Genomic DNA, 25,943 nt, shown 5'->3' with positions numbered 1-25,943 from the left:
CCCGGCCGAAACCATCGGCCGGGCTTTTCTTTTGCCCCCTGCGCTATCGCGCCGCCTGGATCGAGCGCAGCACCTCTTCGCTCGGCCAGCAATCGACCTTCAGCCCCGCCGACTTCTGATAGGCGCCGAGTGCCGCCCGCGTCAGCATGCCGGCCTTGCCGTCGATCTTGTCCTTGTAGAGCCCGACGCGGGTGAGTCCGCGCTGCATGGTCTCGACATCCTTGGTGCGCAATTGCTTGGAGGCCGCCCAGGGTGTTGCGAACGGAAGCGGGCTCGTCATGCGGTCGCTGAGGTGGCCGACGAACAGCACATAGAGGTCGGAGAAATTGTATTCCTTGATGACGAAGTAGTTCTTCGTCGTCAGGAACGACGGGCCGTAGATGCCTTCCGGCTGGAGCAGCGAAGCCGGCTGCGCCTGCTCGGCCGCGCTGAGCTTTTGCCCGCGCACCGGCACAAAACCTTCGCGCAGCCACTGGCCGATCGGCTTCGTCACCTCCGGCACACCCGTCGTGCAATCGATCTTGGCCGGCGCCTGCACCTCGTAGGCCCAGCGCATGCCGCTCTGCCAGCCCTTGTTGACGAGCTGCTGTGCCGCGGAGGCCAATGCATCGGGCACGGAATGCCAGATGTCGATGCGACCGTCGCCGTCGAAGTCGACGCCGTGCTTGTAATATTCCGACGGCAGGAACTGCGTGAGCCCGGTGGCGCCCGCCCAGGACGAACGCATGTCCTTGCGCGTCACCACGCCCTCGCCGAGGATCTTCAGCGAGAGGATGAACTCGGTGCGGTACTGGTCCTTGCGGCGGCCGACATAGGCCTGCGTCGCCAGCACACGAACCAGATCATAGGGCAGCGTGTAGCGGCCGTAATCGGTCTCGCGGCCCCAGATCGCGAGCATGACGGTCGCGGGCACGCCGGACTTCTTCTCGATCTCGCTGAGCGCTGGACGATATTTCTGCAGCAGCCGCTGCCCCTCGCCCGCAAGCCGTGCGATCGAGGCTTCCTTGACGTAGTCGGCGGGCACCTGCACGAACTCGGCCTGCGACGGCGCGCCTAGCGCGGGGCGCCCGGGCAGGATCAGGTCGGGCAGCTTGTAGTCCGGCTCGAGCCCGCGCGTCTGCTCGTCGAACGTCTTGCGCGAGACGCCTTCGGCCTGCGCCTCCGGCCACAGCGAAGCGATGAACTGCGTGAAGGCGGCATCGGCGGCGCGGGCGGACGACGCGCCGCAGGTGACCGCGATCACCGCAGCGATGAGCGCCCGCCGCATCATGCCGCCATCACCGTGTCAGCTTCTTGTACTTCACGCGGTGCGGAATGATGCTGTCCTGGCCGAGCCGGCGCATCTTGTCCTTCTCGTAATCCTGGAAGTTGCCTTCGAACCATTCGACGTGGCTGTCGCCTTCGAAGGCCAGGATGTGGGTCGCGATACGGTCGAGGAACCAGCGATCGTGGCTGATGATGACGGCGCAGCCGGCAAAATCCTCCAGCGCCTCTTCGAGCGCGCGCAGCGTGTCGACGTCGAGGTCGTTGGTCGGTTCGTCGAGCAGCAACACGTTGGCGCCGGACTTCAGCATCTTGGCGAGATGCACGCGGTTGCGTTCACCGCCGGAGAGCGCGCCGACCTTCTTCTGCTGGTCGGCACCCTTGAAGTTGAACGACGAGCAATAGCCGCGCGAGTTGACTTCCTTCTTGCCGAGCAGGATCAACTCGTTGCCGCCGGAGATCTCTTCCCACACGTTCTTGCTGCCGTCGAGCGCATCGCGCGACTGGTCGACATAGCCGAGATGCACGGTCTCGCCGACCGTGATCGTGCCGTTGTCCGGCTGCTCCTGCTTGGTGATCATCTTGAACAGGGTGGTCTTGCCGGCGCCGTTGGCGCCGATCACACCGACGATGCCGCCAGGCGGCAGCTTGAAGGTGAGATCGTCGATCAAGAGGCGATCGCCGTAGCCTTTGCTGAGGCCTTCGAAATCGACCACGTTGGCGCCGAGCCGCTCGGCGACGGGGATGATGATCTGCGCGGTCTGGGTCTGCTTCTCGCTCGCCTGCTTGAGCAGCTCCTCGTAGCGCTGATAGCGCGCCTTCGACTTGGCCTGGCGCGCCTTCGGCGAGGACGCGACCCATTCCTGCTCGCGGGCGATCGTCTTCTGGTGCGCGGCGTCCTCGCGTCCCTCCTGCTCCAGCCGCTTCTGCTTCTGCACCAGCCAGGACGAGTAATTGCCCTCGTAGGGAATCCCCTTGCCGCGGTCGAGCTCGAGGATCCAGCTCGTGACGTTGTCGAGGAAGTAGCGATCGTGGGTCACGATCAGGATCGCGCCGGGATAGGTGCGCAAATGGCCTTCGAGCCACGACACCGACTCGGCGTCGAGATGGTTGGTCGGCTCGTCCAGCAGCAGCAGTTCGGGCTGATCGAGCAGCAGCTTGCACAGCGCGACGCGGCGACGCTCACCACCGGAGAGCTTCGTCACGTCGGCATCGTCGGGCGGGCAGCGCAGCGCGTCCATGGCCTGGTCGACCTTGCTGTCGAGATCCCAGAGGCCCTGGGCCTCGATCTCGTCCTGCAGCTTGGTCATCTCGTCGGCGGTTTCCTCGGAGTAGTTCATCGCCAGCTCATTGTAGCGATCGAGGATGGCCTTCTGCTTGGCGACGCCCAGCATCACGTTCTCGCGCACGCTGAGTGCCGGATCGAGATGCGGCTCCTGCTCGAGATAGCCGACGCGGGCGCCCTGCGCGACCCAGGCCTCGCCGTTATACTCCTTGTCGAGGCCGGCCATGATCTTGAGCAGCGTCGACTTGCCCGAGCCGTTGACGCCGAGCACGCCGATCTTGGCGTCCGGGTAGAACGACAAATGGATGTTGTCGAGCACCTTCCGGGTCGGGTAGCTCTTGGTCAGGCCCTGCATGAAATAGATGAACTGGCGCGCCATCGGTCCCGAAAACCTTCGATTTGAGGAAATTTGCTTCGCCTGCGATGTAGCGATCCCGCCCCCAAAGGGCAATGTTTTCCGTCCGTTCACCACGGATGAATACGGGACGGACACCATCCGGACACCGATCCGGACAATTGAAACCATCTTTTAATAAATCAGGCCGAAAGCTCGGTTTCGCGCGGAAACAGCGCCACCCGCTCAGAACGAACGGGAGCAAAGCGAGGCCGCATCATGGCTCTGATCGAGACCCATTCTCTTCCTGTTCCGGCAGAAGCCGGCCACGTCTCCGACTTCGCCTCGGAGATCAAGGGATTCTGGAAGCGCTTCTTCGCCACCGCCTTCAATCCCTACCGGCCCGAACTGCACTACATGCGCGGCCCCGGCCCCGCCTGGCGCGCCAAGCACGGCATGGATGCGCCGTTCCGCCTGAAGCCCCGCGATTTCTGAGCGTCGCTCTGCTGTCGGATTTTTGAAGACGCATGCGGCTTGCGCGCAAGGCTGATTGCGCGCAACCATGGCCCGGTTCCGACGACGGCGCTCGCCTGGCGCCCTCACCTCTCGCCGTGGATGAACGCTGATGAGCCGGCTGCGCTGTGCAATTCTCGACGACTATTTCAACCTAGCGCTCGACGTCGCCGACTGGCAGAAACTGTCCGACCGCCTCGACGTCACCGCTTTCAGCCATCCCTTCGCCTCCGAACAGGCCGCGGCCAGCGCGCTCGCCGACTTTGAGATCATCTGCGCGATGCGTGAGCGCACCGCATTTCCCAAGAGCCTGTTCGAGAGCTTGCCTAAGCTGAAGCTGCTGCTCACGTCCGGCATGCGCAACGCCGCGATCGACATGGAAGCCGCGAAGGCACGCAATGTGGCGATCGGCGGCACGCAATATTCGCGCGATCCCACGGCACCGCTGACCATGGGCCTGATCCTGGAGCTGACCCGCGGCATCGGCCGCGAGAACGCGCGCATGCATGCCGGCGAGCCCTGGCAGACCTTTGCGGGCGTCGAGATCGAGGGAATGACGCTCGGCATCGTCGGGCTCGGCAAGCTCGGCAGCAAGATGGCCGGGATCGCCAAGGCGTTCGGCATGAACGTGATCGCCTGGAGCCCGAACCTCACGCCCGAGAAGTGCGCAGGCGCAGGCGTCGGCTATGCCACCAAGGAGGAGCTGTTCGCCAAGGCCGACATCGTCACCATCCACGTAGTGCTGAGCGACCGCTCGCGTGGCCTCGTCGGCGCTGCCGATCTCGCGCGGATGAAGCCGACGGCCTTTCTCGTCAACACCGCGCGCGGGCCGATCGTGGACGAGCAGGCGCTGCTCGAGGCGTTGCAGCAGCGCAAGATCGCGGGCGCCGGCATTGACGTGTTCGCGGTCGAGCCGCTACCAGTCGATCATCCCTTCCGCAAGCTCGACAATCTCGTGCTGACGCCGCATCTCGGCTACGCCACCGAGGACGGCTTGCGCATCCACTATGGCCAGATGGTCGAGGCGATCGACGCCTTCACTGGGGGCCGCGAGTTGCCGCGCAAGCTGGCCTGAAACGATGAAGGGCGTGCCGATGGCACGCCCTCCAATCTATCGGATTCGTGGAGCTCTTAGCGCACGGTGACCGGCGCGGGCAGCGGCGGCACCACGGTCGGCTGCGTGCCCGGGACCGGACCGGCCTGGGCGGCCATCGGAGCCGGACCGGCCGCAGCGGGCGCGGGCGCTGCGGAGGCGGTCGCCGTTCCCGGCGGCGGGCCGCCCGGCATCACCACCACGCGGGTGCCGACCTTGACGCGGTCGAACAGGTCGGAGACGTCCTCGTTCAGCATGCCGATACAGCCGGACGACACGAACTTGCCGATGGTCGAGGGCTGGTTGGTGCCGTGGATGCGATAGACGGTCGAGCCGAGATACATCGCGCGAGCGCCGAGCGGATTGCCGGGGCCGCCGGCCATGAAGCGCGGCAGATAGGGCTGGCGCTCGATCATCTCGGTCGGCGGATGCCAATCGGGCCACTCGGCCTTGCGGGTGATCTTCTGCACGCCGGTCCAGGTGAAGCCGTCGCGGCCGACGCGGACGCCGTAGCGGATCGCACGGCCATTGCCGAGCACGTAATAGAGGTAGGTGTTGGGGGTATCGACCACGAGCGTGCCGGCCGGCTCCTTGGTCTGGAACGCGACTTCCTGGCGGCGCAGGTTCTGCGGCAACTGCACCGGGGCAGCATCGGGCTGCTCCTCGGGCGGGAGCGCGGCCATTGTCATCGGCCGGCCATCGGCGCCGACGGGCGGCTGACCGGCCTGGACCGTTCCGGTCGCAGCGGGACCGCCGACGGCTTCCGGTGGACGCAGGCCGTCACCGGCGGGAGCTTGTCCCTGCTGGCCCGGACGATTGGCATAGATCACCGGCGGCGGACCGGCAGGACGGCCGTAGCGGGGATCATCGGGCGACATCACGGGGCCCTGCGGCGGGGCGGCCGAATAGACCGGAGCGCCAGCCGGGCGGCCATAACGCGGATCATCCGGCGACATCACCGGACCCTGCGGCGGCGTGGCCGAGTAGACCGGGGGCGCGCCGACCGGGCGGCCATAGCGCGGATCGTCGGCCGGGCCGGGCGGCGGCAACGATGCCTGCGGCATCGCGTCGTCGTCATCTTCCAGCGCGTCGAAATTCGGTGTGCGATCGCCGGGCCGATATTCAGCCGGAGCGCCATAGCTCGGCGCCTGCTGGACCGGATAGCTCTGAGCCTGCGCGAGCGAGGTTCCCGCCGCAGCGACTGTTGCCGCAGCGCATATCGTCAGAAAATGTTTGATCATCATCGCTCTTGTATAGTCCCCAAGCCCGATCGGACCGTTAACGGCCAGATGGCCGAAGATAGCGGCACATTCAAGACATATCAGGCTTATTTGCGCCGGATTGCCGATTTGTGATCCGCAAGACTACCGTTGCCCCGTTGCATCACGGGGCGGAAATCGCATCGCGCCGTGGATTGCCGGAGTCATGGGCCCGAATTTAAGGGAACGGGGCGGAATCGTTGCGGTATGTTCGAATCAGCCTGATTCGCCACCGCTTTGAGCTCCCACTCCGTATGGCGAACGCGGCAAACAGTACCGTCACCGCGTTTCAGATGGCTCATGGGCCCTGGCCACTTCGCCGCCGGGGCGGAAATTCGCAATCGCTCGATGCTTCCCGGCTTTCGCTTCCTGTTTGCCGCGATCCTGCTGTCAACCTCCATCCTGGTGTTCGGCCTGGGCGCCGCCGCGCTGCTGCGGGCGAGCCATGAGCAGTATGCGAACAACCCCTCCTGGCGGAACGGCCCGCAGGAGCAGAGGTTCGCGCAGGCGTCCGAGCCTGCCGAGCCGGTGCTGGCGGTCCTCCGCGTAGAGCCGGAGGTGACGGCCGAGCCCGAGCCGTCATTGCGCGACCGGGTGCCGACCATCGGATTGCCGTTGACCGAGCCCGAGCAGGTCGCCGCGCTGACGACCGAGGCTGACGTACCGACGCAGGTCGCTGCACCCACGACCGACACTGTGGCCGCCGAACCGGCCAAGGCCGAGACGGCGACGGAGGCCTCTGCACCGGCGCCCGCCGACACGCTCACTCCGGACGACACCACGGCGTCGATCCCCGAAGCCAAGCCTGACCTTAAGCCTGCCGCTGTCGCAACCGCCGGCGAGCCGGCGCCGGCTGACCCCAGCGCGGCCATGGCCTCCTCTGCGCTCGACGTCGCCGCGGCCAAACTGGCCGCGCTGAACGAGCCGGCGACGACGGCCGTGAAGGCTCCACCGGCGAAGGCCAAGGTCAATGACAAGGTCGATCGCAAGGCCGATAGCGGCGCCTCCGACAGCAAGGCGACCAAGCGCAAGGCGGCCAAGAAGCGTCATCGCGTGGTGCGGCGTCCCCCGCCTCAGCAACTGCAGCAACAGCTCGATCCGTTCGGTCAGCAGCAAACGTTCGCGACGACCACGCGCACGCGCTGATGCTCCTTCTTCGCCTCTCCCCGCTAGCGCGGGGCGAGGGAGCGCACGTTCGGCGCGGCCACAATCGAACGTCTCACGCCGGCCCGGTCGCGATTGCAGGGCCTTTTTCCTGGCCCCATTCCGACCATGAGCCGTCATAGAGCGCGGTGTCGGCAATCCCCAGGCGATAGAGCGCGAGCGTGAGCACGCCGGCGGAGACGCCGGAGCCGCAGCTCGTCACGATCGGCGCATCGAGCTTGACGCCGGCGCCCGTGAAGGCGGCGCGGAGATCGTCGAGCGGCTTCATCTCGCCGGTGGCGGCATCGAACAGGAGATTGTAGGGCACGTTGCGGGCGCCGGGGATGTGGCCGGAGCGGATGCCCGCACGCGGCTCGGGCGCACGGCCCTCGAAGCGGTCGGCGGCGCGCGCGTCGATCACCTGCTCCTTCCTGCTTTCGACGTTGGCGATCAGCTGCTGCATGCTGCGCACGCGCTTTGAATCGTAGCTCGCCTTGAACGACGCCGGCTTCGGCTTCACCTCGCCGCTCTCGACCGCTCGCCCTTCGGCACGCCACTTCTTCAAGCCGCCGTTGAGAATGCGCACATTGCCGAGGCCGAAGGCCAGAAACATCCACCACGCGCGCGGCGCCGCAACCCAGCCACCGGCATCGTAGAGCACGACCGTGTCGGTATTTCCGATGCCGAGATTGCCGACGTCACGACCGAACTGCTCGGCGCTCGGATACATGTGCGGCAGCGGGTTGGAATGGTCCGACACCGCATCGACGTCGAAGAACACCGCGCCCGGCAAGTGCGCGGCGAGATAGTCGTCCTTCGGCAGCGGCAGCACGCCCGGCAGCTTGAAGCTGGCATCGAGGATCTTGACGTTGGAATCGTTGATATGGGCGGCGAGCCATTCGGTGGAGACGAGGGGGTCGGTGACGGTCATTGGCTTTTCCTTGTCATTCCGGAGCATGTGCCACGCGAACGAAGTTGAGGTCGCGCGCGTCAGACTCCGCTGTCATCGCCCGGCCAGGGCGCAATTGCGCACTAGGAACGGGCGATCCAGTATTCCAGAGGTGGTTGTGATTGAGCCGAGAGGCCGCGGCGTACTGGATTCCCCCCTTTTGCGGGGAATGACAGCTGATATTGGCGTGACAGCGACGCACCCCTCACCCCTTCTTCTTCGGCTCCCACTTCTCGACGGGGCCGCCGGCGTCGCGCCAGGCCGCGTAGCCGCCGGCGATGTGGGCGACGGGATTCAACCCCATGTCCTGCGCGGTCTTGGCCGCGAGCGCCGAGCGCAGGCCGCCGGCGCAGTGGAAGACGAACTTCTTGTCCTCCTGGAAGATCGGTTTTGCATACGGGCTCTGCGGATCGATCCAGAATTCGAGCATGCCGCGGGTGCAGGCGAACGCGCCGGGGATGCGCCCCTCACGCTCGATCTCGCGGGGATCGCGGATGTCGACGATGACGACGTCGCCGTTCTTGGAGATCTCGATGGCATCCTTGGCGTTGAGCGTCTCGATCTCGGCATTGGCCTCGTCGATCAGCGCCTTGATGCCGCGGGTGATGTTTTGGGGCATGTGGTTTTCCCTTCTCTTTCGTCATTCCGGGGCGCGCGCAGCGCGAGCCCGGAATCCATTTCTCTACACGTGCTGCGGCCCGATGGATTCCGGGCTCGATGCTTCGCATCGCCCCGGAATGACGAGGAGCTAGTGCGTCAGTTCCTTCATCGCACCTTCCAGCCCCTCGATCGTGATCGGGTACATCCGGTTGGCGAAGATGCGTTTGATGATGGTGGTGGATTCCGAATAGTCCCAATGCTTCTGAGCGACCGGGTTCAGCCACACCGAATGCGGATAGGTGCGGATGATGCGGTCGAGCCAGATCGAGCCCGGCTCCTCGTTGACGTGCTCGACCGAGCCGCCGGGCACCATGATCTCGTAAGGCGACATCGAGGCGTCGCCGACGAACACGACCTTGTAGTCGTGCGGGTATTTGTGCAGCACGTCCCAGGTCGGCGTGCGGTCGGTGAAGCGGCGCTTGTTCTGCTTCCACACGCCTTCATAGAGGCAGTTGTGGAAGTAGAAATACTCCATGTGCTTGAACTCGCTCTTCGCCGCCGAGAACAGCTCCTCGACCTGCTCGATATGCGCGTCCATGGAGCCGCCGATGTCGAAGAACACCAGCAGCTTCACCGCATTGCGCCGCTCGGGGCGCATGTGGACGTCGAGATAGCCGTGATTGGCGGTCTCGCGGATCGTGGTGTCGAGATCGAGCTCGTCGGGCGCGCCGGTGCGGGCGAACTTGCGCAGGCGGCGCAGCGCCACCTTGATGTTGCGGATGCCGAGCTCGACATTGCCGTCGAGGTCCTTGAACTCGCGCTTGTCCCACACCTTCACGGCGCGGTTGTTGCGGTTCTTCTCCTGACCGATGCGGACGCCTTCGGGATTGTAGCCGTGGGCGCCGAACGGCGAGGTGCCGGCCGTGCCGATCCACTTCGAGCCGCCCTGGTGCCGCCCCTTCTGCTCCTCGAGGCGCTTCTTCAGCGTCTCCATGAGCTTGTCCCAGCCCATGGCCTCGATCTGCTTTTTCTCTTCTTCAGTCAGGTATTTCTCGGCGAGCTTCTTCAGCCACTCCTCGGGGATCTCCGCCGTCTCCATGGCGTCGAGCAGGTTTTCCAGCCCCTTGAACACCGTGCCGAAGACGCGGTCGAACTTGTCGAGGTTGCGCTCGTCCTTCACCAACGCGGTGCGCGACAGATAGTAGAAATTCTCGACGGAGTAGTCCGCAAGGTCAGCGTCGAGCGCCTCCACCAGCGTGAGGTATTCGCGCAGCGTCACGGGGACCTGCGCGTCGCGCAGAGAGGTGAAGAATTGCAGGAACATGGGTGACAGATTGCCCGTCGGGTGGCGAACGTCAAGGGGCGGAGGCCATCGCGCTGCGCTGGACCCGGGTGCTTTTTGCTCTAGAATTGGCGCCCTCACGGGGTTTTTGGGGGACGTTTGCAATGGGAATTGTCGCAGCGCTCATCATTGGCGCGATCGCCGGCTGGCTTGCGGGCAAGATTGTCCACGGGGCGGGATTTGGGCTGGTCGGCAACATCGTCGTCGGCATCATCGGCGCGCTGGTTGCGAGCTGGGTGCTGCCGCAGCTGCACATCCAGCTCGCCACCGGCACGGTCGGCGCCATTGTGGACGCCACCATCGGCGCGGTGATTGTGCTCGTCATCCTTTCGCTGGTAAAACGGGTCTGAAAGCCTGACCGAACCAGGAACGGCCGCCGCGAGCGGCCGTTCGCTTGTCGTGACCAAGGCATTGCCTGGGACGACGACCAACAAGGACGCGCAATGAAATTTACCGGCACCAAGGACTATGTTGCGACCGACGATCTCAAGGTCGCCGTCAATGCCTCGATCGTGCTCGAGCGGCCACTTCTCATCAAGGGCGAGCCCGGCACCGGCAAGACGGTGCTGGCCGAGGAAGTGGCCAAGGCGCTGAACGCGCCGCTGCTGACCTGGCACATCAAGTCCACCACCAAGGCGCAGCAGGGCCTCTACGAATACGACGCGGTGTCGCGCCTGCGCGACAGCCAGCTCGGCGATAGCAGGGTCTCCGACATCAAGAACTACATCAAGCGCGGCAAGCTGTGGGAGGCCTTCACCGCCGAGCAGCGCCCGGTGCTCCTGATCGACGAGATCGACAAGGCCGACATCGAATTCCCGAACGATTTGCTGCTCGAGCTCGACCGCATGGAATTCCATGTCTACGAGACCGGCGAGACGATCAAGGCCAAGCAGCGCCCGATCATGATGATCACCTCCAACAACGAGAAGGAGCTGCCCGACGCCTTCCTGCGCCGCTGCTTCTTCCACTACATCAAGTTCCCCGACGCCGACACGATGGCCCGCATCGTCGACGTCCACTTCCCCGGCATCAAGAAGCGCCTGGTCGAGGAAGCGTTGCGCATCTTCTTCGAGGTGCGCGAGGTGCCCGGCCTGAAGAAGAAGCCGTCGACATCGGAGCTTCTGGACTGGCTCAAGCTGCTGCTCAACGAGGACATGAGCGTCGAGCAGCTGCGCGAGAGGGATCCGCGAAAACTGATCCCGCCGCTGCACGGCGCGCTGCTCAAGAACGAGCAGGACGTGCATTTGTTCGAGCGGCTGGCGTTCTTGAGCCGACGGGAAGTGTAGGCTGTTCGTGTCCCGGACGCGCTGCAGCGTGCAACGCTGCTGCGCAGAGCCGGGACCCAGAAGGCGACACGGATTGCTCGGAGACATGGGCCCCGGCTCTGCAGCGCACCGTCGAAGGGACGCTGCGCTGCGTCCGGGGCACGAGAGTGGAGTATCACGCACGGTGCCGTAGGGTGGGCAAAGGCGCAAAGCGCCGTGCCCACCGTTCGGTAATGACGCGCGAGATGGTGGGCACGCTTCGCTTTGCCCACCCTACGATACCGAGTGTGTGGCACACTCTCTCCACGTCATTGCGAGGAGCGTGGCGACGAACCAATCCAGAATCCCTCCATGGAAAGACTCTGGATTGCTTCGTCGCAAGGGCTCCCCGCAATGACGGAGTGTGAGGTGACAACTTCGTTCCTCCCATTCGCAGCTTGAATCGCAGACACGCCTTCGCAGCCTCGCGGCGCATGTCGCCCGAGCTTTGCCTGGTCATTCCACCCTCAAATCAAAGAGGGCGCAGGGAAGGCCGGGTGCTGACCTCGCACCCGCGGTCTGCTGCGCGAAACGCACGCGCAGAGAAACCGCACAGCAGCATACAGGTGGTGCCAATCACTCGGCCTTCCCTGCGCGATGGTCGGACGGCTTATGCCGTGCTCTCCCGGGAGCCGAACTTTCCTTCTGGCCTCCCTCACCGTTCGAAGTGACGATGCCGTCCACCCGGTTGGGCTCGCGCACATCTTCGACCGGCTTGACCGTAGCAACGACGGCCAGGACCACACGGTTTTGCCGTACGCAAACAGCGCCGCTCGTCCGCACGCGGGTTGCGGGCTCACAGGGACTACCCGCCCTGCCCGCCCCATCTCGTGCACGACGCCACCGCGTCCACCGCAACCCGGCCCGCGTTTCGAACGACTCGCGAACCGCCCCTCTTCGTCGGGCCGGGCTGTGTCGACTTATGCCGCAAAACCGAATTTCGGTAAAGTGGAATATTTTTATGCGGAGGGGTTGACGGGTGGCGGGGTGTTTTGCCCGACGGAAGAGATCAATGCTTCAGCTCGCCGCCCACTCCAGAGCCGAAAGCACCGTGCCGACGAGCAGGCCATATGAAAATGCCTTTTGAACTGGCGTGCCCCTAGGAAACCATCCAATTCCGCCCATGAAGTACATGACTGCCCAGAGGCCAGCAAACAGGGTCCAATCCCGCCAGCCTACGCGCAACAGCAGACCGACCGGAATAGCGGTGCAGAGAAAGACGAGGCCGCAGACGGCAATCTGGCCAACGGATTGTCGCTCGGTGCCGGTTTGAGTCAGTAGAGCGCGTAGGGCGGATTAGCCGAAGGCGTAATCCGCCACAATCCGTTTCCCCGCCGGCAGAAGTGGTGGGTTACGCCAACGGCCGCGCTTTGCGCGGCCGTTCGCTAACCCACCCTACGCAATTGCGTCTCACGCCACCGCCGTATCCGGAATCCTTGCAGCTTCCATCGGCTGCTTGCCGCGGATCAAATCCGACGCACGATCCGCGATCATCATGGTCGACGCATTCAAATTCGCCGAGATCATGCGCGGCATGACCGAGGCGTCGATGACGCGGAGGCCTTCCAGGCCATGGACGCGGAGTTGGTCGTCGACCACTGCCCAGGTCGAGTCCGCCGGGCCCATGCGGCAGGTGCAACCGGGGTGGAAGGTGGTGGTGCCGCGCTCGGTGGCGGCGGCCAGGAATTCGTCGTCGGTGTTGATGTTGGGGCCGGGGAAATCCTCGTAGGCGTAATAGGGCGACAGCGGCGCGGACTTGAGAAGTCTGCGCGCGAGCTTCATGCCGCCGACGATGACGCGGCGGTCGAGTTCGGCGTCGAGATAATTGGTCTGGATGATCGGCGGCGCGAACGGATCGCTTGAGCGGATGCGGACATAGCCGCGGCTCTCCGGACGCTGCTGCCAGGAGGCAACGGTCATGCCGGGCTCGTCCTCGAGCTGGCCCTGCACGCCTTCCTTGTAGCTCGCTGGCGTGAAGGTGAGCTGCAGGTCGGATGAGTCGGCGCTCTCGCCGGAGTGCCAGAAGCAATAGACCATGGTCGGCGACAGCGAGAGCAGGCCGCGGCGCGCGGTCGCCCATTTCAGCGCCTCGATCCACAGCGAGAAACCGCGGCGAAGCTCGTTGATGGTCTTGATGTCCTTGACCCGCGCCACCGTGCGCGGCGCGTAATGGTCCTGCAGGCCCTCGCCAACGGGGAGCGCGTGACGCACGGCGATGCCGTGGGCTTGCAGCAAATCCGGCGAACCGATGCCGGAGAGCTGCAGGAGCTGCGGCGAGTTATAGGTGCCGCCGGACAGGATGACTTCCTTGTTGGCGCGCACCTCCACCGGCGTGCCGCGAGGGCCGCCCTTCATGTAGCGCACGCCGACGGCGCGCTTGCCTTCGAAAATGATCTCGGTCGCGTGTGCATGGGTGTGCACATGCACATTCGGTCGTTTCATCGCCGGCTTTAGGAACGCGGTCGAGCCGGAGACGCGCAGGCCTTTGTCGATGGTGCGCTGGCAGTAAGAGACGCCCTCTTGCTTGGCACCGTTGTAGTCGGGATTGCGGGGAATGCCGAGCGAGACCGCGCCTTCCATGAAGGCTTCGCAAAGCGGATCGCGCCACTCCATCGTCGTCACGGTGAGGCTGCCCTCGCGGCCGCGATAGGTGTCTTCGCCCTCGCCGACGCGTTTCTCCAGCCGCCGGAAGTACGGCAGCACGTCGGCATAGCCCCAGCCGCGATTGCCCATCTGCGCCCAGGTATCGAAATCCATGCGCTGGCCCCGATTGTAGATGTGGCCGTTGATCGAGGACGAGCCGCCGAGCGTCTTGCCGCGCGGTGCGTAGATGCTGCGCCCGCCGGTCCAGGGCCCCGGCTCCTGCTGGTAGGCCCAGTTGATGCTCTTCATGTGGAAGGTCTTGATGAAGCCGGCCGGCAGATGGATGTAGGGGTGCCAGTCGGAAGGGCCCGCCTCGAGCACGCAGACGCTGACGTTTGGGTCTTCACTGAGCCGGCTGGTGAGCACGCATCCGGCCGAGCCGGCGCCGACGATCACATAATCAAATCTATCCATGGTGCCTCGGCCGCCTCTAGCGCGGCTTGTCGTTGAGTTGAAATTCCAGATGCGCCTGCACCGTCGGCCATTCGGCGGCGGTGATGCTATAGACAACGGTGTCGCGCAGCGTGCCGTTCGGCGCGATTTGGTGGCTGCGCAGGATGCCGTCCTGCTTGGCGCCCAGGCGCTCGATGGCGCGGCGGCTCTGGTGGTTGAAGAAGTGGGTGCGGAATTCGACCGCGATGCAGTTCAGCGTCTCGAAGGCATGGCGCAGCAGCAGGAGCTTGCACTGGGTGTTGAGCGGGCCGCGTTGCGCGCTCTTGCCGTACCAGGTCGAGCCGATTTCGACGCGGCGGTTGGCGGCATCGATGTTCATATAGGTGGTCATGCCGACGACCTTGCCGTCGGCATCGAACACGGTGAAGGGCAGCATCGAGCCCGCGGCCTGCAAGGCCAGGCGGCGATCGATCTCCTTGCCCATGTTCTCCGGCAGCGGAATCGCGGTGTACCAGAGCTTTGACAGCTCGCCGTCCTCGACCGCCGCTACCAGCCCCTCGCGATGATCGTGCGACAGCGGCTCGAGACGGGCATGCTGTCCGCGCAGGGTGACGGGATCGGGCCAGGGCATTGAAGTCTCTCCTTACGTCATTGCGAGGAGCGAAGCGACGAAGCAATCCAGACCATCGCCGCAGAGGCATTCCTGGATTGCTTCGCTCCGCTCGCAATGACGGTAACTAGCACCGTTTATTTGTTTAGGAAATTGAGAGGCAAACCACCGCGCGGCCAGTCCATGGCGACCAGCTCGCCCTTGCCGGACAGCGTGATGTAGGCCGTCTTCAGCTCGGGGCCGCCGAAGGCGATGTTGGTGGTGACGCGGTCGCCGGTCGGGATCTGCTCGACCAGCGTGCCGTCGGGCGCGATCACCGAGATGCAGCCGGAGACGAGGGTGGCGACGCAGACATTGCCGCCAGCTTCGACCGCGAGCGAGTCGAACATCTGGTAGCCGCCGAGGCCGCAGATCGGCTTGCCCCGTTCGCCGCGATAGATCGGATCGCGCGGCTTGAGCGTGCCGGGCGCGGAGAGCTCGTAGGCCCAGAGCCGCCCGGTCGGCGTCTCCGCGATGTAGACAACGTTCTCGTCCGGCGACAGCCCGATACCGTTCGCCGGCAGCACGCCGTGCACGATCTCGACGAGCTCGGTCATCCCGGGCTTGAGATAGTACATGCCGCCGACGTCCATCTCGCGGGCGCGACGCTTGCCGAGATCGGAGAACCAGAGGCCGCCCTGCTTGTCGAACACCAGATCGTTCGGCCCGCGCAGATCGTGCGCGTCGCATTTGGTCACGACGGTCTCGACCTTGCCGGATTGCAGGTCGACGCGCTGGATCGAGCCGCCGAGATAATCGTCCGGCTGCGGGCCCGGCATGATCATGTTGCGGGTCGGGATCCAGGAGAAGCCGCCATTGTTGCAGATGTAGATCTTGCCGTCGGGGCCGAGCGCGGCGCCGTTTGGGCCGCCCGGAATTTTCGCGACGATTTCCTTGCGGCCGTCGGGGTAAACGCGCGTCAGGCGCTGGCCGCGGATTTCCACCAGCACCACCGAGCCGTCCGGCATCACGACCGGCCCTTCGGGAAATTCGAGGTCGGTGGCGAGAACGCGGACGTTGGACATGTGGGGACCCTCCCGGCTGCTTGTTATGACTTGCACGGGATGTCCGGCACGGGCCCCGCAGGCAAGATTTGCCTGCGGTTATGACAAAGTCGCCGGGGCTTGCCAAGCAAGGCGGACGGTATGCCAGCGTTGCGTGCTACTCCTTCACCGGCACCCAGATCTCGAAGCCGCCATTTCCGGTCGCCGGGTCGAACTTTTCGTCATAGCGTTCGAAGCTCGGTGCGTCTGCGGCCTTCAGGCCGGATGCCGGCAGCCACTGATTCCAGATCGTGTTGACGGTGCGGCGGATCGAGGCGACGTGATCGGTGTGGGTGAAGACGGCGTAGCGTTGCTCGGAGATGCGGATGCGGCCGAAGCGGCGCGGCAGGTCCGAGAAATCGGCGACCTCGACGCCAGCGATGTAATCGAAATTGCCGGCATCATCGCCGTTGCAGCAAACACCATAGGCGACTTGATTTTTCCCTTGGCCAACGCGCACGGGAATGTCGGCGACTTCCTGGTGAAAGCGCTGCCACAGACCCGGGATCATGGCGCCGTTGTCGCAGGCGATGCGCTCAGCGGGACCGGCGACGAGGAAGGCCTTTGCGGTCTCGAACCGCGGCGGGGCGAGATGGTCGAGCATGGTGGAATCCATGAGGATCGGCTCCTGAAGCTTGAGGTGGCTCACACACGTTGCCGCCCTCACAGCTTCGGGCGTCGTGCCGAACTGGTCGCGGAACGCGCGGGTGAATGCTTCGTGCGAGCCGTAATCCGCCTCCAGCGCCAGCGACAGGATGTCGGGCGCACCGTTTGCAAGACTGCGCGCAGCTTCCGTCAGCCGCCGCGCGCGCACGTACCGCATCACCGGAAGTCCGGTGGCTGCGGCAAACGCACGCACGATGTGGAACCGCGACACACCCGAGATCGCAGCGATCTCGTCGAGCGTCATCGGCTCGGCCAGATGGCTCTCGATATACCAGAGCGCGCGCTGCGCTGGGTTCATGGCGGTCGTCCTCGTTCGAAGCGCAGTCATGATGCGCGGCATGCGGCCGCGTCGCTTGATCGGCGTTGCTGTCCGCGCGGGAGGATAGTCCGGGAATGGCCACTGGCAACGCCTTGGCGTTCGTGGCTAAACTCCCTGAACCGCTCACGAGAAAGGGGAACCGCGCCATGGAAATCACCGATGTGCGGGCGCACCATATCCGCATCCCCTATGACGCCGGCGTCGCGAGCTTTCGCCAGGGCGCGTCCGCGATCACGGCCCTCGACATGGTGCTGGTCGAGGTCACCACCGATGCCGGCCTGACCGGCTGGGGCGACGCCTTCGCCTATGTCTGCCCGCGCACCACGCGCAGCGCCGTCGAGGAGATGATCGCACCGCAGGCCCGCGGGCTGAAGGTGCCCGATGCGGCCGGCATCCCCGCCGTCATGGAGCAGATCCAGCGCAACCTGCATCTGTTCGGTCGCTACGGCATCACCATATTCGCGATCTCCGGCCTCGACATCGCGCTGTGGGACCTTGCTGCCAAGGTCGAGGGCGTGCCGGTGCATCGTCTGCTCGGCGAGACCAGGCGCACCGCCATTCCAGCTTACGCGAGCCTGCTGCGCATCGGCTCACCCGACAACATCGCGGCCGAATCCCGGAAGGCGCTCGCGCTCGGCTATGGCGCGATCAAGCTGCACGAGACCACGGCGCCGGCGGTGTTCGCCGCGCGGGAGGCGATCGGCCCCCACATTCCGCTGATGGTCGACATGAACTGCCCGTTGACCCCAGGGCAGGCGATCGCGTTCGCGACGAGCTGCCGGGACGCGCGACCGATGTTCCTGGAGGAGCCGGTCTGGCCGCCGGAGGATTTCGCAGGGCTCGCCGAGGTCCGCAGCAAAGGCGGGCTCGACATCGCCGCCGGTGAGAATGCCTGCACGGAATATCAATTCCGCCAGATGATGGAGGCGGGCGCGGTGAGCCACGTCCAGCCGTCGGTGACCAAGGTGGGCGGTATAACCGAATTTCTGAAGGTCGCGGCGCTGGCCGATCAGCTCGGCGTCAAGATCGTCCCGCACTCCCCGTATTTCGGTCCGGGCCTGCTCGCGACACTGCACTTGCTAGCGACGCGCGACGACGGGCTCGTCGAGATGTTCTATCTGAAACGCGAAGCGTGTCTTTGGGGCGGCCGCGCGGATAGCGATGCCACCGGCCATGTCGCGGTGCCGACAGAACCCGGGCTCGGCTGTGAGCCTGATCGCGGCGTGATGGAGCGATATCGCGTGACGTGATGGCCAAGCTTATTTCGCAGCGTCCTTTGCCGGCGGCGCATCCTGCTTCTTCTTCAGGTCCTCGGCCGTCTTGGCCTGGGCGGCCTGGAGATCGCCGAGCGTCTTCTGCAGGCCGGCCACTGTCGTCTTCAACGCGTCGATCTGGCGACCCGCGGCGTCCAGCTTCTGCTGGTGATCGAGGCTGAGCTTGGTGATCGTCTTCTGCAGGAAGTCGACGTTGCTCTGCAGGCAGCTGGTGCGCCGCTCCATGGTCTTCTCGACGGTGCAGATCTCGATGCCGGGCACGTCCTGCGCGTGCACCGGCGCATTCGCCAGCGTTGCGAGCAGCAATATCGCGAAACAAATGCCGGCGTTTCGAAGCAGCATGAAAGGTTCCTCGTCCGATCGATCACGTCAATGTGCGCTGTTTGCGCACAGCCGGGTGAGGCTACCACACTCGCACCGCATTCTCGCGTTGAGCTTGCGCCCGTTCCCTCGGACGGGGAACGATGATCCGCAGGCGGAAGATAGTGGGCGCTCTTTCCGCGGCTTTGTTTAGGGGAGATTTTTCGAATGGCAACGCGCGATAGACGACTGGCGGAATTCGACGGCGCCGGAGAACCACCGCCGGGCCTTGCGCTCGAAGTGCTGTGCGAGGACCACAGCGGAACGTATCAATTGCCGTTCGCCTGCCGCTATGTAGAGGGACGCTGGCAGAACAACGAGGCCGGCATTGCGGTCGAAGCCACCGTCATCGGCTGGCGCCTGCCGCGCGTAAGGCAGCGCGGGGCCGCCTGACGCCCATCTCTGTTCCAAAATGCAACGGCGCCGCGCTCCGCCTTAACCAACGGAACGCGGCCTGAACGAATCGCGCCCGAATCAGCCGAAACGCCATGTACGCAGCTGTTCACGGCTAGATGTCGATGCGGCTGCGCAGCCGTGTACAATATCTGTGCGGCGCGGCCAACGGCATCAGCCGCCAACGGGCCCCAAAGGTTAATCCTGACAAGGGCATAGCTCTCTCGCACCGCCGCGACCGGTCCCGCCCCCGAAACAGGCAAGGCCGCACCAGGCCTGCCTAATATTCGACCTCGAGCTCCTCGATCTCGGCCGGCTCCTCCTTTGCTGCCGCGATCCATTCCTGCATCTCGGGCATCGCCATGATGGTGTCGGCATAGGCCTTCAGCACCGGCTCCAGCTTGACGTCGTAGGTGACGAAGCGCGTCACCACCGGCGCGTACATCGCATCCGCCATGGTGCGCTGCGCCCCGAACAGGAAGGGGCCACCCGATACCGCCAGACAGTCGCGCCAGATGGACCAGACGCGGTCGATGTCGGCCTGCGCCCGCGACCAGATCTTGAAGCCGGGGAAACGTCCCTTCAGATTCACCGGCAACGAGGCGCGCAGCGTGGTGAAGCCGGAATGGATTTCGCCCGAGATCGAGCGGCAATGAGCGCGCTGCACGCGGTTATCAGGCAACAGGCCGGCTGACGGCATCACCTCGTTGAGATATTCGCCGATCGCCAGCGTATCCCAGACTACCGCACCCTCGTGCCGCAGGCACGGCACCAGGATCGACGACGACAGCAGCAGGATCTCGGCGCGCGCCGACGCATCGTCCGGCGCGGTGACGATTTCCTCGAAATCGAGCCCGGAGAATTTCGCCAGCAGCCAGCCGCGCAGCGACCAGGACGAATAGTTCTTGCTGCTGATGGTCAGTGTCGCCTTTGCCATATGGCCCTTCCCTGATCCCGCCTCCGCCGGCTCGCGGACTGCCCTGTGCTTGCCGTGACGTGAACAGCAAGCGACGTGCCAATTTCGCGGCGGGTCCGGCCGTCGTTTGGCGTCGTTATTGCATAGCCCTGCGGAAGGGGTGGGCGTTTCAGTATGATGTCGATGTATTATCAGGCTTTTCAGAACCACATGGACCTGACCGCGCCGTGGCGGACGGGGGCTTCGTCCGCGCTGAGATTCCTCAATCTGGTGCCGCAGGGCATGTCGGATCAGGTCGTCGGCCGGCTGTCGGCGGCGCTGGAGCTGATCTCGCGCTCGACGCTCACCTATCACCGTCCCGCCTACGGCATCGACAGCGTCATGGTGGGAAATCGGGAAGTCGCCGTCAGCGAGGAGATCGCCTACGCGACGCCGTTCGGCTCGCTGCTGCACTTCAGGAAGGACGGCGTGTCGGATCAGCCGCGCATGCTGCTGGTGGCGCCGATGTCCGGCCATTTCGCGACGCTGCTGCGCGGCACCGTGCAGACGCTGCTCCAGGACCATGACGTCTACATCACCGACTGGCACAACCCGCGCGACATTCCCCGCAGCGAAGGCCGCTTCGGACTCGACGACTACACCGAGCATCTCATCGATTTCCTGGGACAGCTCGGCCCCCGCCCGCACATGGTCGCGATCTGCCAGCCGTCGGTGTCGGCGCTCGCGGCGGCCGCGATCATGTGCGAGGACAACCATCCCTCGCGCCCGGCGACGCTGACGCTGATGGCGGGGCCGATCGACACGCGGATCCAGCCGACCAGGGTCAACGACTTCGCCAAGAGCAAGCCGATCGAATGGTTCGAGCGGAACCTGATCAACTATGTGCCTATGCAGTGCCGCGGCGCCCTGCGGAAAGTCTATCCCGGCTTCGTGCAGCTCACCGCCTTCGTCTCGATGAACCTCGAGCGCCACATCAAGCAGCATATGGATCTCGCCAACCACATCGCCAAGGGCGAGAAGGACAAGGCCGCGACCATCAAGACCTTCTACGACGAATATTTCGCGGTGATGGATCTTCCGGCCGAGTTCTACATCGAAACCGTGCGCGACGTGTTCCAGGAGCACCTCCTGCCGCAAGGCAGGCTGATGCATCGCGGCCGTCCCGTGAACACCAAGGCCGTCAGCCGCATGGGCCTGATGACGGTCGAGGGCGAGAAGGACGACATCTGCTCGATCGGCCAGACGCTGGCGGCACAAGATCTCTGCACCGGCGTGCGCGCCTATCGCAGGGTGCACCACATGCAGGCCGGCGTCGGCCATTACGGCGTGTTCTCCGGCAAGCGCTGGAACAACGAGATCTATCCGCTGCTACGGGATTTCGTCCACGTCAATTCGTGACCGTCATCCCCTGCCCGCGGATGGCTCGCTAAGGAAACGGCACGCGCCTAACGCGCTTGCGCGAGCAGCTCCTTCGCTTCCATGACCTCGGGAAGACCTCGCTCCGCATCAAATTCGGCGAGCACGGGAGCGAGCACTTCGGATGCCGCGCCCGCTCGGCCATTTGTCTTGTGCAGGCGAGCAAGCCCAAGGGCGCTGCGCAACTCGAAGGTCTTCGTCTGCTGGCCTCGTGCGATTTCCAGCGCTCGCTTGAGGGCATTTTCGGCACCGGAATCGTCTCGCGGGTCACGACGCAGCAAAAGCTCGCCGAGGGCGCGGTGCAGCTCGGCATCCAGCCAATGCTGACCGGACTGTTCCGTCCATGCAATCAATTCGCTCAGGATTTCCAGTCCGGTTTCGAGTTGGCCCACCTCCGCGTCCGCCATGGCGACATGCATTCCCCAAAATGGTTCACAGAGATAGCAGTCATTCTCGTGCAGCAAGGTCCAGCCGCGACGCATTTCCGTCAGTCCGGCCGTTCGGTCGCCGGCACGCCACTTGGCCAGGCCATTGAGGTAGGTGCCGGCGGCCACATACAGCGGCATCGTGTGGTCGCGCGCGAGACCGAGCGCCAGGATCGTCTCTGTCTGCTGCAACATGCCCCCGCACAGCCCGTCGAACACGGCGCGGTGAACGAGCGCATTGGCCTGGGACAGCGCGCGTTTTTCTCCGGAAGCACTCACGGCTTCGGGGGCCAGCTGACGCGAGCGAGCGATCCTGCCGAGTGGCCAAAGCACCAGGGCAAGGAACCTCATGATCACGAACGGGAGATCCAGCGCGGACGCCCTGAACGTCGCCGGATCCGGCTCGGCACCATAGATCTCCAGTGCCTGCTCGAGATGAACTCTCGCGTTCAGGTAATCACCGCCGAACCAGCACGTGACGCCGCCCGTCCAATGTCCGACGACGGCGGCGACCGGCGAGTCCGGTCGTCGTTCGGCGGCACTCCGGATGGCATCCGCCAGCTCCCGCATCGGAGCGAGTTCGCCGTGTGTCAGGCAGGCATTGAAAAGGCCTGAATGGACCGGCGCGAGTTCAACGGGATCATCGATGTCGGCTGCGAACTGCCGGGCGCGCGTCCAAGCAGCGACCGTTTCGGGAGCGCTGTGACCGAGGCTGCCCCGTAATGCACGGCCATATGCGATTTGAAGATGCAGCCTGCTCATCATCCGGCGGGGCTCATCGGGCAGCTCATCGGCGGTCGCGATCGCCTTGCCGAGATGCGCGATCGCCTCGGAATAGGCCGAGCGTTTCAGCGCCTGCTGGCCCGCCTTCCACCACCACTCGAGGGCGTCCTCGCTCAGCCCCGCCTCGGTGAAGTGATGCGCCAAAACTTCCGGCTCAGTCTCGGCGACGACTGGAAACTTCTCACGCAGGACATCGCCGATGCGCTTGTGAAGCACCTGCCGTTTGCTCCTGAGCAAGCCCTCATAGGCTGCTTCCTGAACGAGGGCGTGCCTGAAACTATAGTTTGCTTCGGGCGGAGCGCCGCGACGCACCAGCAATTCCGCTTCTTCGAGTTGCCCGAGCGCTGCGCTCAGCGTCAGATCATCGCGTCCAGCCACGTATCGCAGCAGCGCGTACGAGAAGTCGCGGCCGATGGCGGCGCCTATTTGCGCCACCTCCTTCACGGGAGCCAGCCGGTCGAGCCGCGCCATCAGCGAATCCTGCAGCGTCGCCGGAATGGCAAGCGGCGGGAGTGGACTATCGAGGCGATAGCCCCCGGACTCCTCGACGAGCAATCCAGACTCCAGCACCATCTTGGTCAGTTCCTCGACGAACAGCGGGATGCCATCCGTCTTGTCGATGATCCGTTTCATCATCTCGCGTGGCAGCTGGCGGCCCACGGTGACCTGCTCGACCAACGCACGCGTGTCCTGCCGGTCTAGTCGGTCGAGCCGTAGCAGACTGACGTTCGCAAGGCCCGACCAGGAGGGCTCGAACTCTGGCCGAGATGTCGTGATCACGAGGATCGGCAGTCCCCTGATCCGATCGACCGCGAGATCGAACAGCTCGAGTGACGTGGCATCGGCCCAATGCATATCCTCGCAGATGATCAACAGGGGCTGCTCTCGCGCCAAACCCTCTAGCTGATCGAGAAGCGAAGCAAATGTCTGTCGCCGCTGCTGCGCGGGGCTCAAACCAAGCGGCGAACAATGGTCGCCGGTTGGAATCGAAAGGAGAGCCGCAATGAGCGGTGTCGCCTGGGCGACCTGCTGCGTTCCAAGGGCCAGCATGGCCTCGAGCTTCTCGAGCTTTTGCCCCGGCGTGTCGTGCGAGCGGATGCCGGCGGCGCGCTCGAGCTGCGCGACAAAGGGATGAAGTGCACTGTTGGTGTGGTAGGGCGAACACTGATATCGCACCCGCCGGTGCGCTCCCAACGCGGGGCTTTCGCACAGCGTTGCGACGAAGCGCGACTTGCCGATGCCGGCTTCGCCGGAAATCAACACCATCTGGCCGTGCCCCTGCCAGGCCAGAAGCTGGCGCGAGAGCGCAAATTCGATCTCCTCCTTGCGGCCGACAAAGCCGATCGAGCGCGCCGCGCGGACCGCCTCGAAGCGACTTTCCGATGCGGGCGCCCCCTCGACGGCCCAGACCGCGATGGGTTCGGCTATCCCCTTGACCTCGCGACGGCCGAGATTGCGAAACGTGAAGAGATCGCCAAGCAGCCTGCGCGTCGAGGAGGCAACGACGACCGCTCCCGGTTCGGCGAGGCTCTGGAGCCGCGCAGCGAGGTTTGGCGTATCGCCGACCGTTGCGTGCTCCTCCGAAGCATCTCCGCTGATGAGGTCGCCGACCACCACAAGCCCGGTCGCGATTGCGATCCGCAGTTCAACCCTTTCGTCGCTGCCTGTCTTGAGTTGCGCAATCGCAGAGATGGCGTCGAGGCCCGCTCGAACTGCCCGCTCGGCATCATCCTCGTGAGCGCGGGGATAGCCGAAATAGACCAGTATTCCGTCACCGACGAACCTGGCTATCCTGCCGTCGTAGGCAGCAACGACGCTCGCGCAGGCGGCGCGGTAGGCCCGGATCACTTCCCACATATCCTCGGGATCGAGACGCGCCGAGAGCGCAGTCGACCCGACCAGATCGCAAAACATCACAGTGAGGTGACGCCGCTCGGCGTCATGAGGAGGCGCCCGCGATGCGATCAACGCGGCTGGATCGAGATCGGCGATAGCGCGAAGCATCTTGCGACGATGGCCGAGCAGGACGCCGAGCTTTTCGAAGTCCTGGTCCATCAGTTCGGGAAGGACGCCCATGTCGATCCCATTTTGGGCAAAACGCTCTGCGTATTGCCCAAGCCCCAGCGTATCGAGCCACTCCGCAATCTGCATTGGCTCCACCGATCGATCGTGTGGTTGGCGGTTCGCAGAGTTTTGGACCACGGCGTGCGGGAACAATATCCCAACGCCATCATGATGGCACGTCTTGTTTGCGGCGCGACAACTTCGGTTGCTCGGTACCGGCACCGCTTCGAGGCAGGCGACATTGCTCGATGCGAACGGCCGCGCTACTCAAAATCGTCTGCACGCCGCGTTGGACGACAAAGGTTGCGATGAGCCGTCAGCCACTCACTCAAGCTGAATCCGACACCGGGCTTGTGCTGACGTCACGACACCGAGCGGACGCCTTTCCGTAAGCACAGTAGCCTTCATTCCTTGTCCATGGGCACTTCATGGTTGCGCGCCATCGTTCCCGCCACGACTTGAAGCGAAGAACCAACCACCCAACAGCCGGCAACAAAGCCGATCAGGCCGTTGGGAAGGTTTTGATCAAGGACAAGGATGCTGACGGACAGAGTTGCTGCGATCGCCGCGCCGAACGTTCCGGCTGCACTCATGAGCTCAGCCGCCTCGGATCCGTTGTATTCCTCCGAGGTGCTCGCAATCGATTTCCGCGCGACACTGCGCGACAAATCGATTCCGACATAGTAACTGAGAGCTCCGTAGAACATCGTCAGCAGCACGATCCAGCCGCTTTCAAAAAGGCCGCCTTTCTGACGCAACAGGGTCGCGCCCACGTAGAGGCCGCAAGAGGCCCCGACGGCCGCGAGCCCAATTCTTTCAAGAAGATGGGCCGTCTTGATAAGGCTGGAACGGGCGATCCTAAGATTGCCGGCGTGCTTTGTCAGAGAAAATGCGCTGGAAATCGGGTTGCTGATCTTCATTGGGGGCTCCTCGTAAGTAGCAGCCTACCGGCCGACCCCGAACAGACGCTGCGTGAACGCGTTTCGCGATGCCCGTGATTCCAATTTCAGAAAGATCTGTGTTGAGTGATGGGGTTGGCTTGCTCGTGAGCAAGACGAGAGCCAATCCAAAGCTGCGAGCACGCGGCCGCGCAGGCATTGCATCTCACCCGTGCCTGTCGGTCAGCTTCCGGGTGCGGCAATTTCTTGTGGGAGTGTTAGACCCTAAGAGAATGACGGAATATGAAGCGGTTCACATACCGCAGCACTCTGGCGTTTCGGCCGGTCACAATTTCCGGAGTTGACGTGGTCAGGCAGGTGATCGGCCATCAGCTCGCAGACACGACCGGCATGGCCAACCCGAAGCGCGTGAGACAGCGCGTCAAGGCCGTGCTTGATCTCGTCCAGCGCGGCAGGTTGACGCTGCATCAATGTGACGGCGGGTTTCGATGCCGGCGCGCTCCGGTTCGATTCGTCCCTCGGGGCCTCGGCGGCTGTCCGTTTGCGCCGGGAGGCGTCGGGGCAATGTCTGCACAGCGGCCCCCCTTGCCGCACAGCCGGTGCGACCGAACGGCG

Annotated in this window: 22 protein-coding genes; 8 read left to right on the top strand and 14 right to left on the bottom strand. The window is 64.5% G+C overall.

From position 1 onward, the window contains the following. Positions 1-43: 43 nt before the first annotated feature. Complete coding sequence (locus IVB26_RS10525) at positions 44-1,270, bottom strand: lytic murein transglycosylase (protein ID WP_247971592.1); 1,227 nt, start codon at positions 1,268-1,270, stop codon at positions 44-46. Between the two features lie 7 nt (positions 1,271-1,277). Beyond that, complete coding sequence (gene ettA, locus IVB26_RS10520) at positions 1,278-2,927, bottom strand: energy-dependent translational throttle protein EttA (protein WP_247971591.1); 1,650 nt, start codon at positions 2,925-2,927, stop codon at positions 1,278-1,280. 234 nt (positions 2,928-3,161) lie between these two features. On the opposite strand from ettA, the gene IVB26_RS10515 reads away from it, so the two are divergent. Further along, positions 3,162-3,377 (top strand): hypothetical protein, encoded by a 216-nt coding sequence (locus IVB26_RS10515; protein ID WP_247323005.1) that lies wholly within the window; start codon positions 3,162-3,164, stop codon positions 3,375-3,377. A gap of 130 nt (positions 3,378-3,507) precedes the next feature. Beyond that, positions 3,508-4,470, top strand: coding sequence for a D-2-hydroxyacid dehydrogenase family protein (locus tag IVB26_RS10510; RefSeq protein ID WP_247971590.1), 963 nt, complete (start codon positions 3,508-3,510; stop codon positions 4,468-4,470). Between the two features lie 56 nt (positions 4,471-4,526). Here IVB26_RS10510 and IVB26_RS10505 read toward each other — a convergent pair whose 3' ends face one another. Continuing rightward, positions 4,527-5,729 (bottom strand): L,D-transpeptidase, encoded by a 1,203-nt coding sequence (locus IVB26_RS10505; RefSeq protein ID WP_247971589.1) that lies wholly within the window; start codon positions 5,727-5,729, stop codon positions 4,527-4,529. 318 nt (positions 5,730-6,047) lie between these two features. Here IVB26_RS10505 and IVB26_RS10500 point away from each other — a divergent pair, with 318 nt between their 5' ends. Beyond that, a complete protein-coding gene (locus tag IVB26_RS10500; RefSeq protein ID WP_247971588.1) occupies positions 6,048-6,893 on the top strand; it encodes a hypothetical protein in 846 nt (281 codons plus the stop codon). Positions 6,894-6,966: 73 nt separating this feature from the next. Here IVB26_RS10500 and sseA read toward each other — a convergent pair whose 3' ends face one another. The 3 genes from sseA to IVB26_RS10485 form a co-directional block, all read right to left on the bottom strand. Then, on the bottom strand, positions 6,967-7,821 hold the full coding sequence (gene sseA / locus IVB26_RS10495) for a 3-mercaptopyruvate sulfurtransferase (protein WP_247971587.1): 855 nt from the start codon (positions 7,819-7,821) through the stop codon (positions 6,967-6,969). 223 nt (positions 7,822-8,044) lie between these two features. After that, the gene (locus tag IVB26_RS10490) at positions 8,045-8,458 is read right to left on the bottom strand and encodes a rhodanese-like domain-containing protein (protein WP_247971586.1); all 414 of its coding nucleotides are present in this window, start codon (positions 8,456-8,458) and stop codon (positions 8,045-8,047) included. A 129-nt stretch (positions 8,459-8,587) separates the two neighbouring features. Further along, positions 8,588-9,763, bottom strand: coding sequence for a vWA domain-containing protein (locus IVB26_RS10485; RefSeq protein ID WP_247971585.1), 1,176 nt, complete (start codon positions 9,761-9,763; stop codon positions 8,588-8,590). A 122-nt stretch (positions 9,764-9,885) separates the two neighbouring features. Here IVB26_RS10485 and IVB26_RS10480 point away from each other — a divergent pair, with 122 nt between their 5' ends. Continuing rightward, entirely contained in the window at positions 9,886-10,131 is a 246-nt protein-coding gene (locus IVB26_RS10480; RefSeq protein ID WP_247971584.1) for a GlsB/YeaQ/YmgE family stress response membrane protein, read from the top strand. Positions 10,132-10,224: 93 nt separating this feature from the next. Then, positions 10,225-11,067 carry an AAA family ATPase gene (locus IVB26_RS10475; protein WP_194404016.1) on the top strand — a complete coding sequence of 281 codons (843 nt, stop codon included), beginning with the start codon at positions 10,225-10,227 and terminating at the stop codon, positions 11,065-11,067. A 1,428-nt stretch (positions 11,068-12,495) separates the two neighbouring features. On the opposite strand, the gene IVB26_RS10470 is transcribed toward IVB26_RS10475, so the two are convergent. From IVB26_RS10470 to IVB26_RS10455, 4 genes are all read right to left on the bottom strand, one after another. Beyond that, entirely contained in the window at positions 12,496-14,142 is a 1,647-nt protein-coding gene (locus IVB26_RS10470) for a GMC family oxidoreductase (RefSeq protein ID WP_247971583.1), read from the bottom strand. Between the two features lie 16 nt (positions 14,143-14,158). Then, complete coding sequence (locus tag IVB26_RS10465) at positions 14,159-14,752, bottom strand: GNAT family N-acetyltransferase (protein ID WP_247971582.1); 594 nt, start codon at positions 14,750-14,752, stop codon at positions 14,159-14,161. 116 nt (positions 14,753-14,868) lie between these two features. Continuing rightward, complete coding sequence (locus IVB26_RS10460; protein WP_247971581.1) at positions 14,869-15,795, bottom strand: SMP-30/gluconolactonase/LRE family protein; 927 nt, start codon at positions 15,793-15,795, stop codon at positions 14,869-14,871. A 136-nt stretch (positions 15,796-15,931) separates the two neighbouring features. Further along, on the bottom strand, positions 15,932-16,777 hold the full coding sequence (locus IVB26_RS10455; RefSeq protein ID WP_247971580.1) for an AraC family transcriptional regulator: 846 nt from the start codon (positions 16,775-16,777) through the stop codon (positions 15,932-15,934). A gap of 167 nt (positions 16,778-16,944) precedes the next feature. Here IVB26_RS10455 and IVB26_RS10450 point away from each other — a divergent pair, with 167 nt between their 5' ends. Continuing rightward, positions 16,945-18,048, top strand: coding sequence for a mandelate racemase/muconate lactonizing enzyme family protein (locus tag IVB26_RS10450; protein ID WP_247971579.1), 1,104 nt, complete (start codon positions 16,945-16,947; stop codon positions 18,046-18,048). Between the two features lie 9 nt (positions 18,049-18,057). On the opposite strand, the gene IVB26_RS10445 is transcribed toward IVB26_RS10450, so the two are convergent. Beyond that, entirely contained in the window at positions 18,058-18,414 is a 357-nt protein-coding gene (locus IVB26_RS10445; RefSeq protein ID WP_247971578.1) for a hypothetical protein, read from the bottom strand. Between the two features lie 186 nt (positions 18,415-18,600). On the opposite strand from IVB26_RS10445, the gene IVB26_RS10440 reads away from it, so the two are divergent. Continuing rightward, on the top strand, positions 18,601-18,825 hold the full coding sequence (locus IVB26_RS10440) for a hypothetical protein (RefSeq protein WP_091966320.1): 225 nt from the start codon (positions 18,601-18,603) through the stop codon (positions 18,823-18,825). A 280-nt stretch (positions 18,826-19,105) separates the two neighbouring features. Here the strand turns inward: IVB26_RS10440 and IVB26_RS10435 are convergent, their stop codons facing one another. Then, complete coding sequence (locus IVB26_RS10435; RefSeq protein WP_247971577.1) at positions 19,106-19,762, bottom strand: glutathione S-transferase family protein; 657 nt, start codon at positions 19,760-19,762, stop codon at positions 19,106-19,108. A gap of 153 nt (positions 19,763-19,915) precedes the next feature. Here IVB26_RS10435 and IVB26_RS10430 point away from each other — a divergent pair, with 153 nt between their 5' ends. Beyond that, complete coding sequence (locus tag IVB26_RS10430; protein ID WP_247971576.1) at positions 19,916-21,139, top strand: polyhydroxyalkanoate depolymerase; 1,224 nt, start codon at positions 19,916-19,918, stop codon at positions 21,137-21,139. Between the two features lie 47 nt (positions 21,140-21,186). Here IVB26_RS10430 and IVB26_RS10425 read toward each other — a convergent pair whose 3' ends face one another. Together IVB26_RS10425 and IVB26_RS10420 are read right to left on the bottom strand one after the other, a co-directional pair. Further along, positions 21,187-24,516: an adenylate/guanylate cyclase domain-containing protein gene (locus IVB26_RS10425; RefSeq protein ID WP_247973133.1), complete on the bottom strand. Its 3,330-nt coding sequence runs from the start codon at positions 24,514-24,516 to the stop codon at positions 21,187-21,189. A gap of 317 nt (positions 24,517-24,833) precedes the next feature. Continuing rightward, the gene (locus IVB26_RS10420; RefSeq protein WP_247971575.1) at positions 24,834-25,349 is read right to left on the bottom strand and encodes a hypothetical protein; all 516 of its coding nucleotides are present in this window, start codon (positions 25,347-25,349) and stop codon (positions 24,834-24,836) included. Between the last annotated feature and the right edge of the window lie 594 nt (positions 25,350-25,943).

The organism is Bradyrhizobium sp. 195 (genome assembly GCF_023101665.1).
Taxonomy (GTDB): Bacteria; Pseudomonadota; Alphaproteobacteria; order Rhizobiales; family Xanthobacteraceae; genus Bradyrhizobium.
This window is presented reverse-complemented; position numbering and strand designations above follow the sequence as displayed.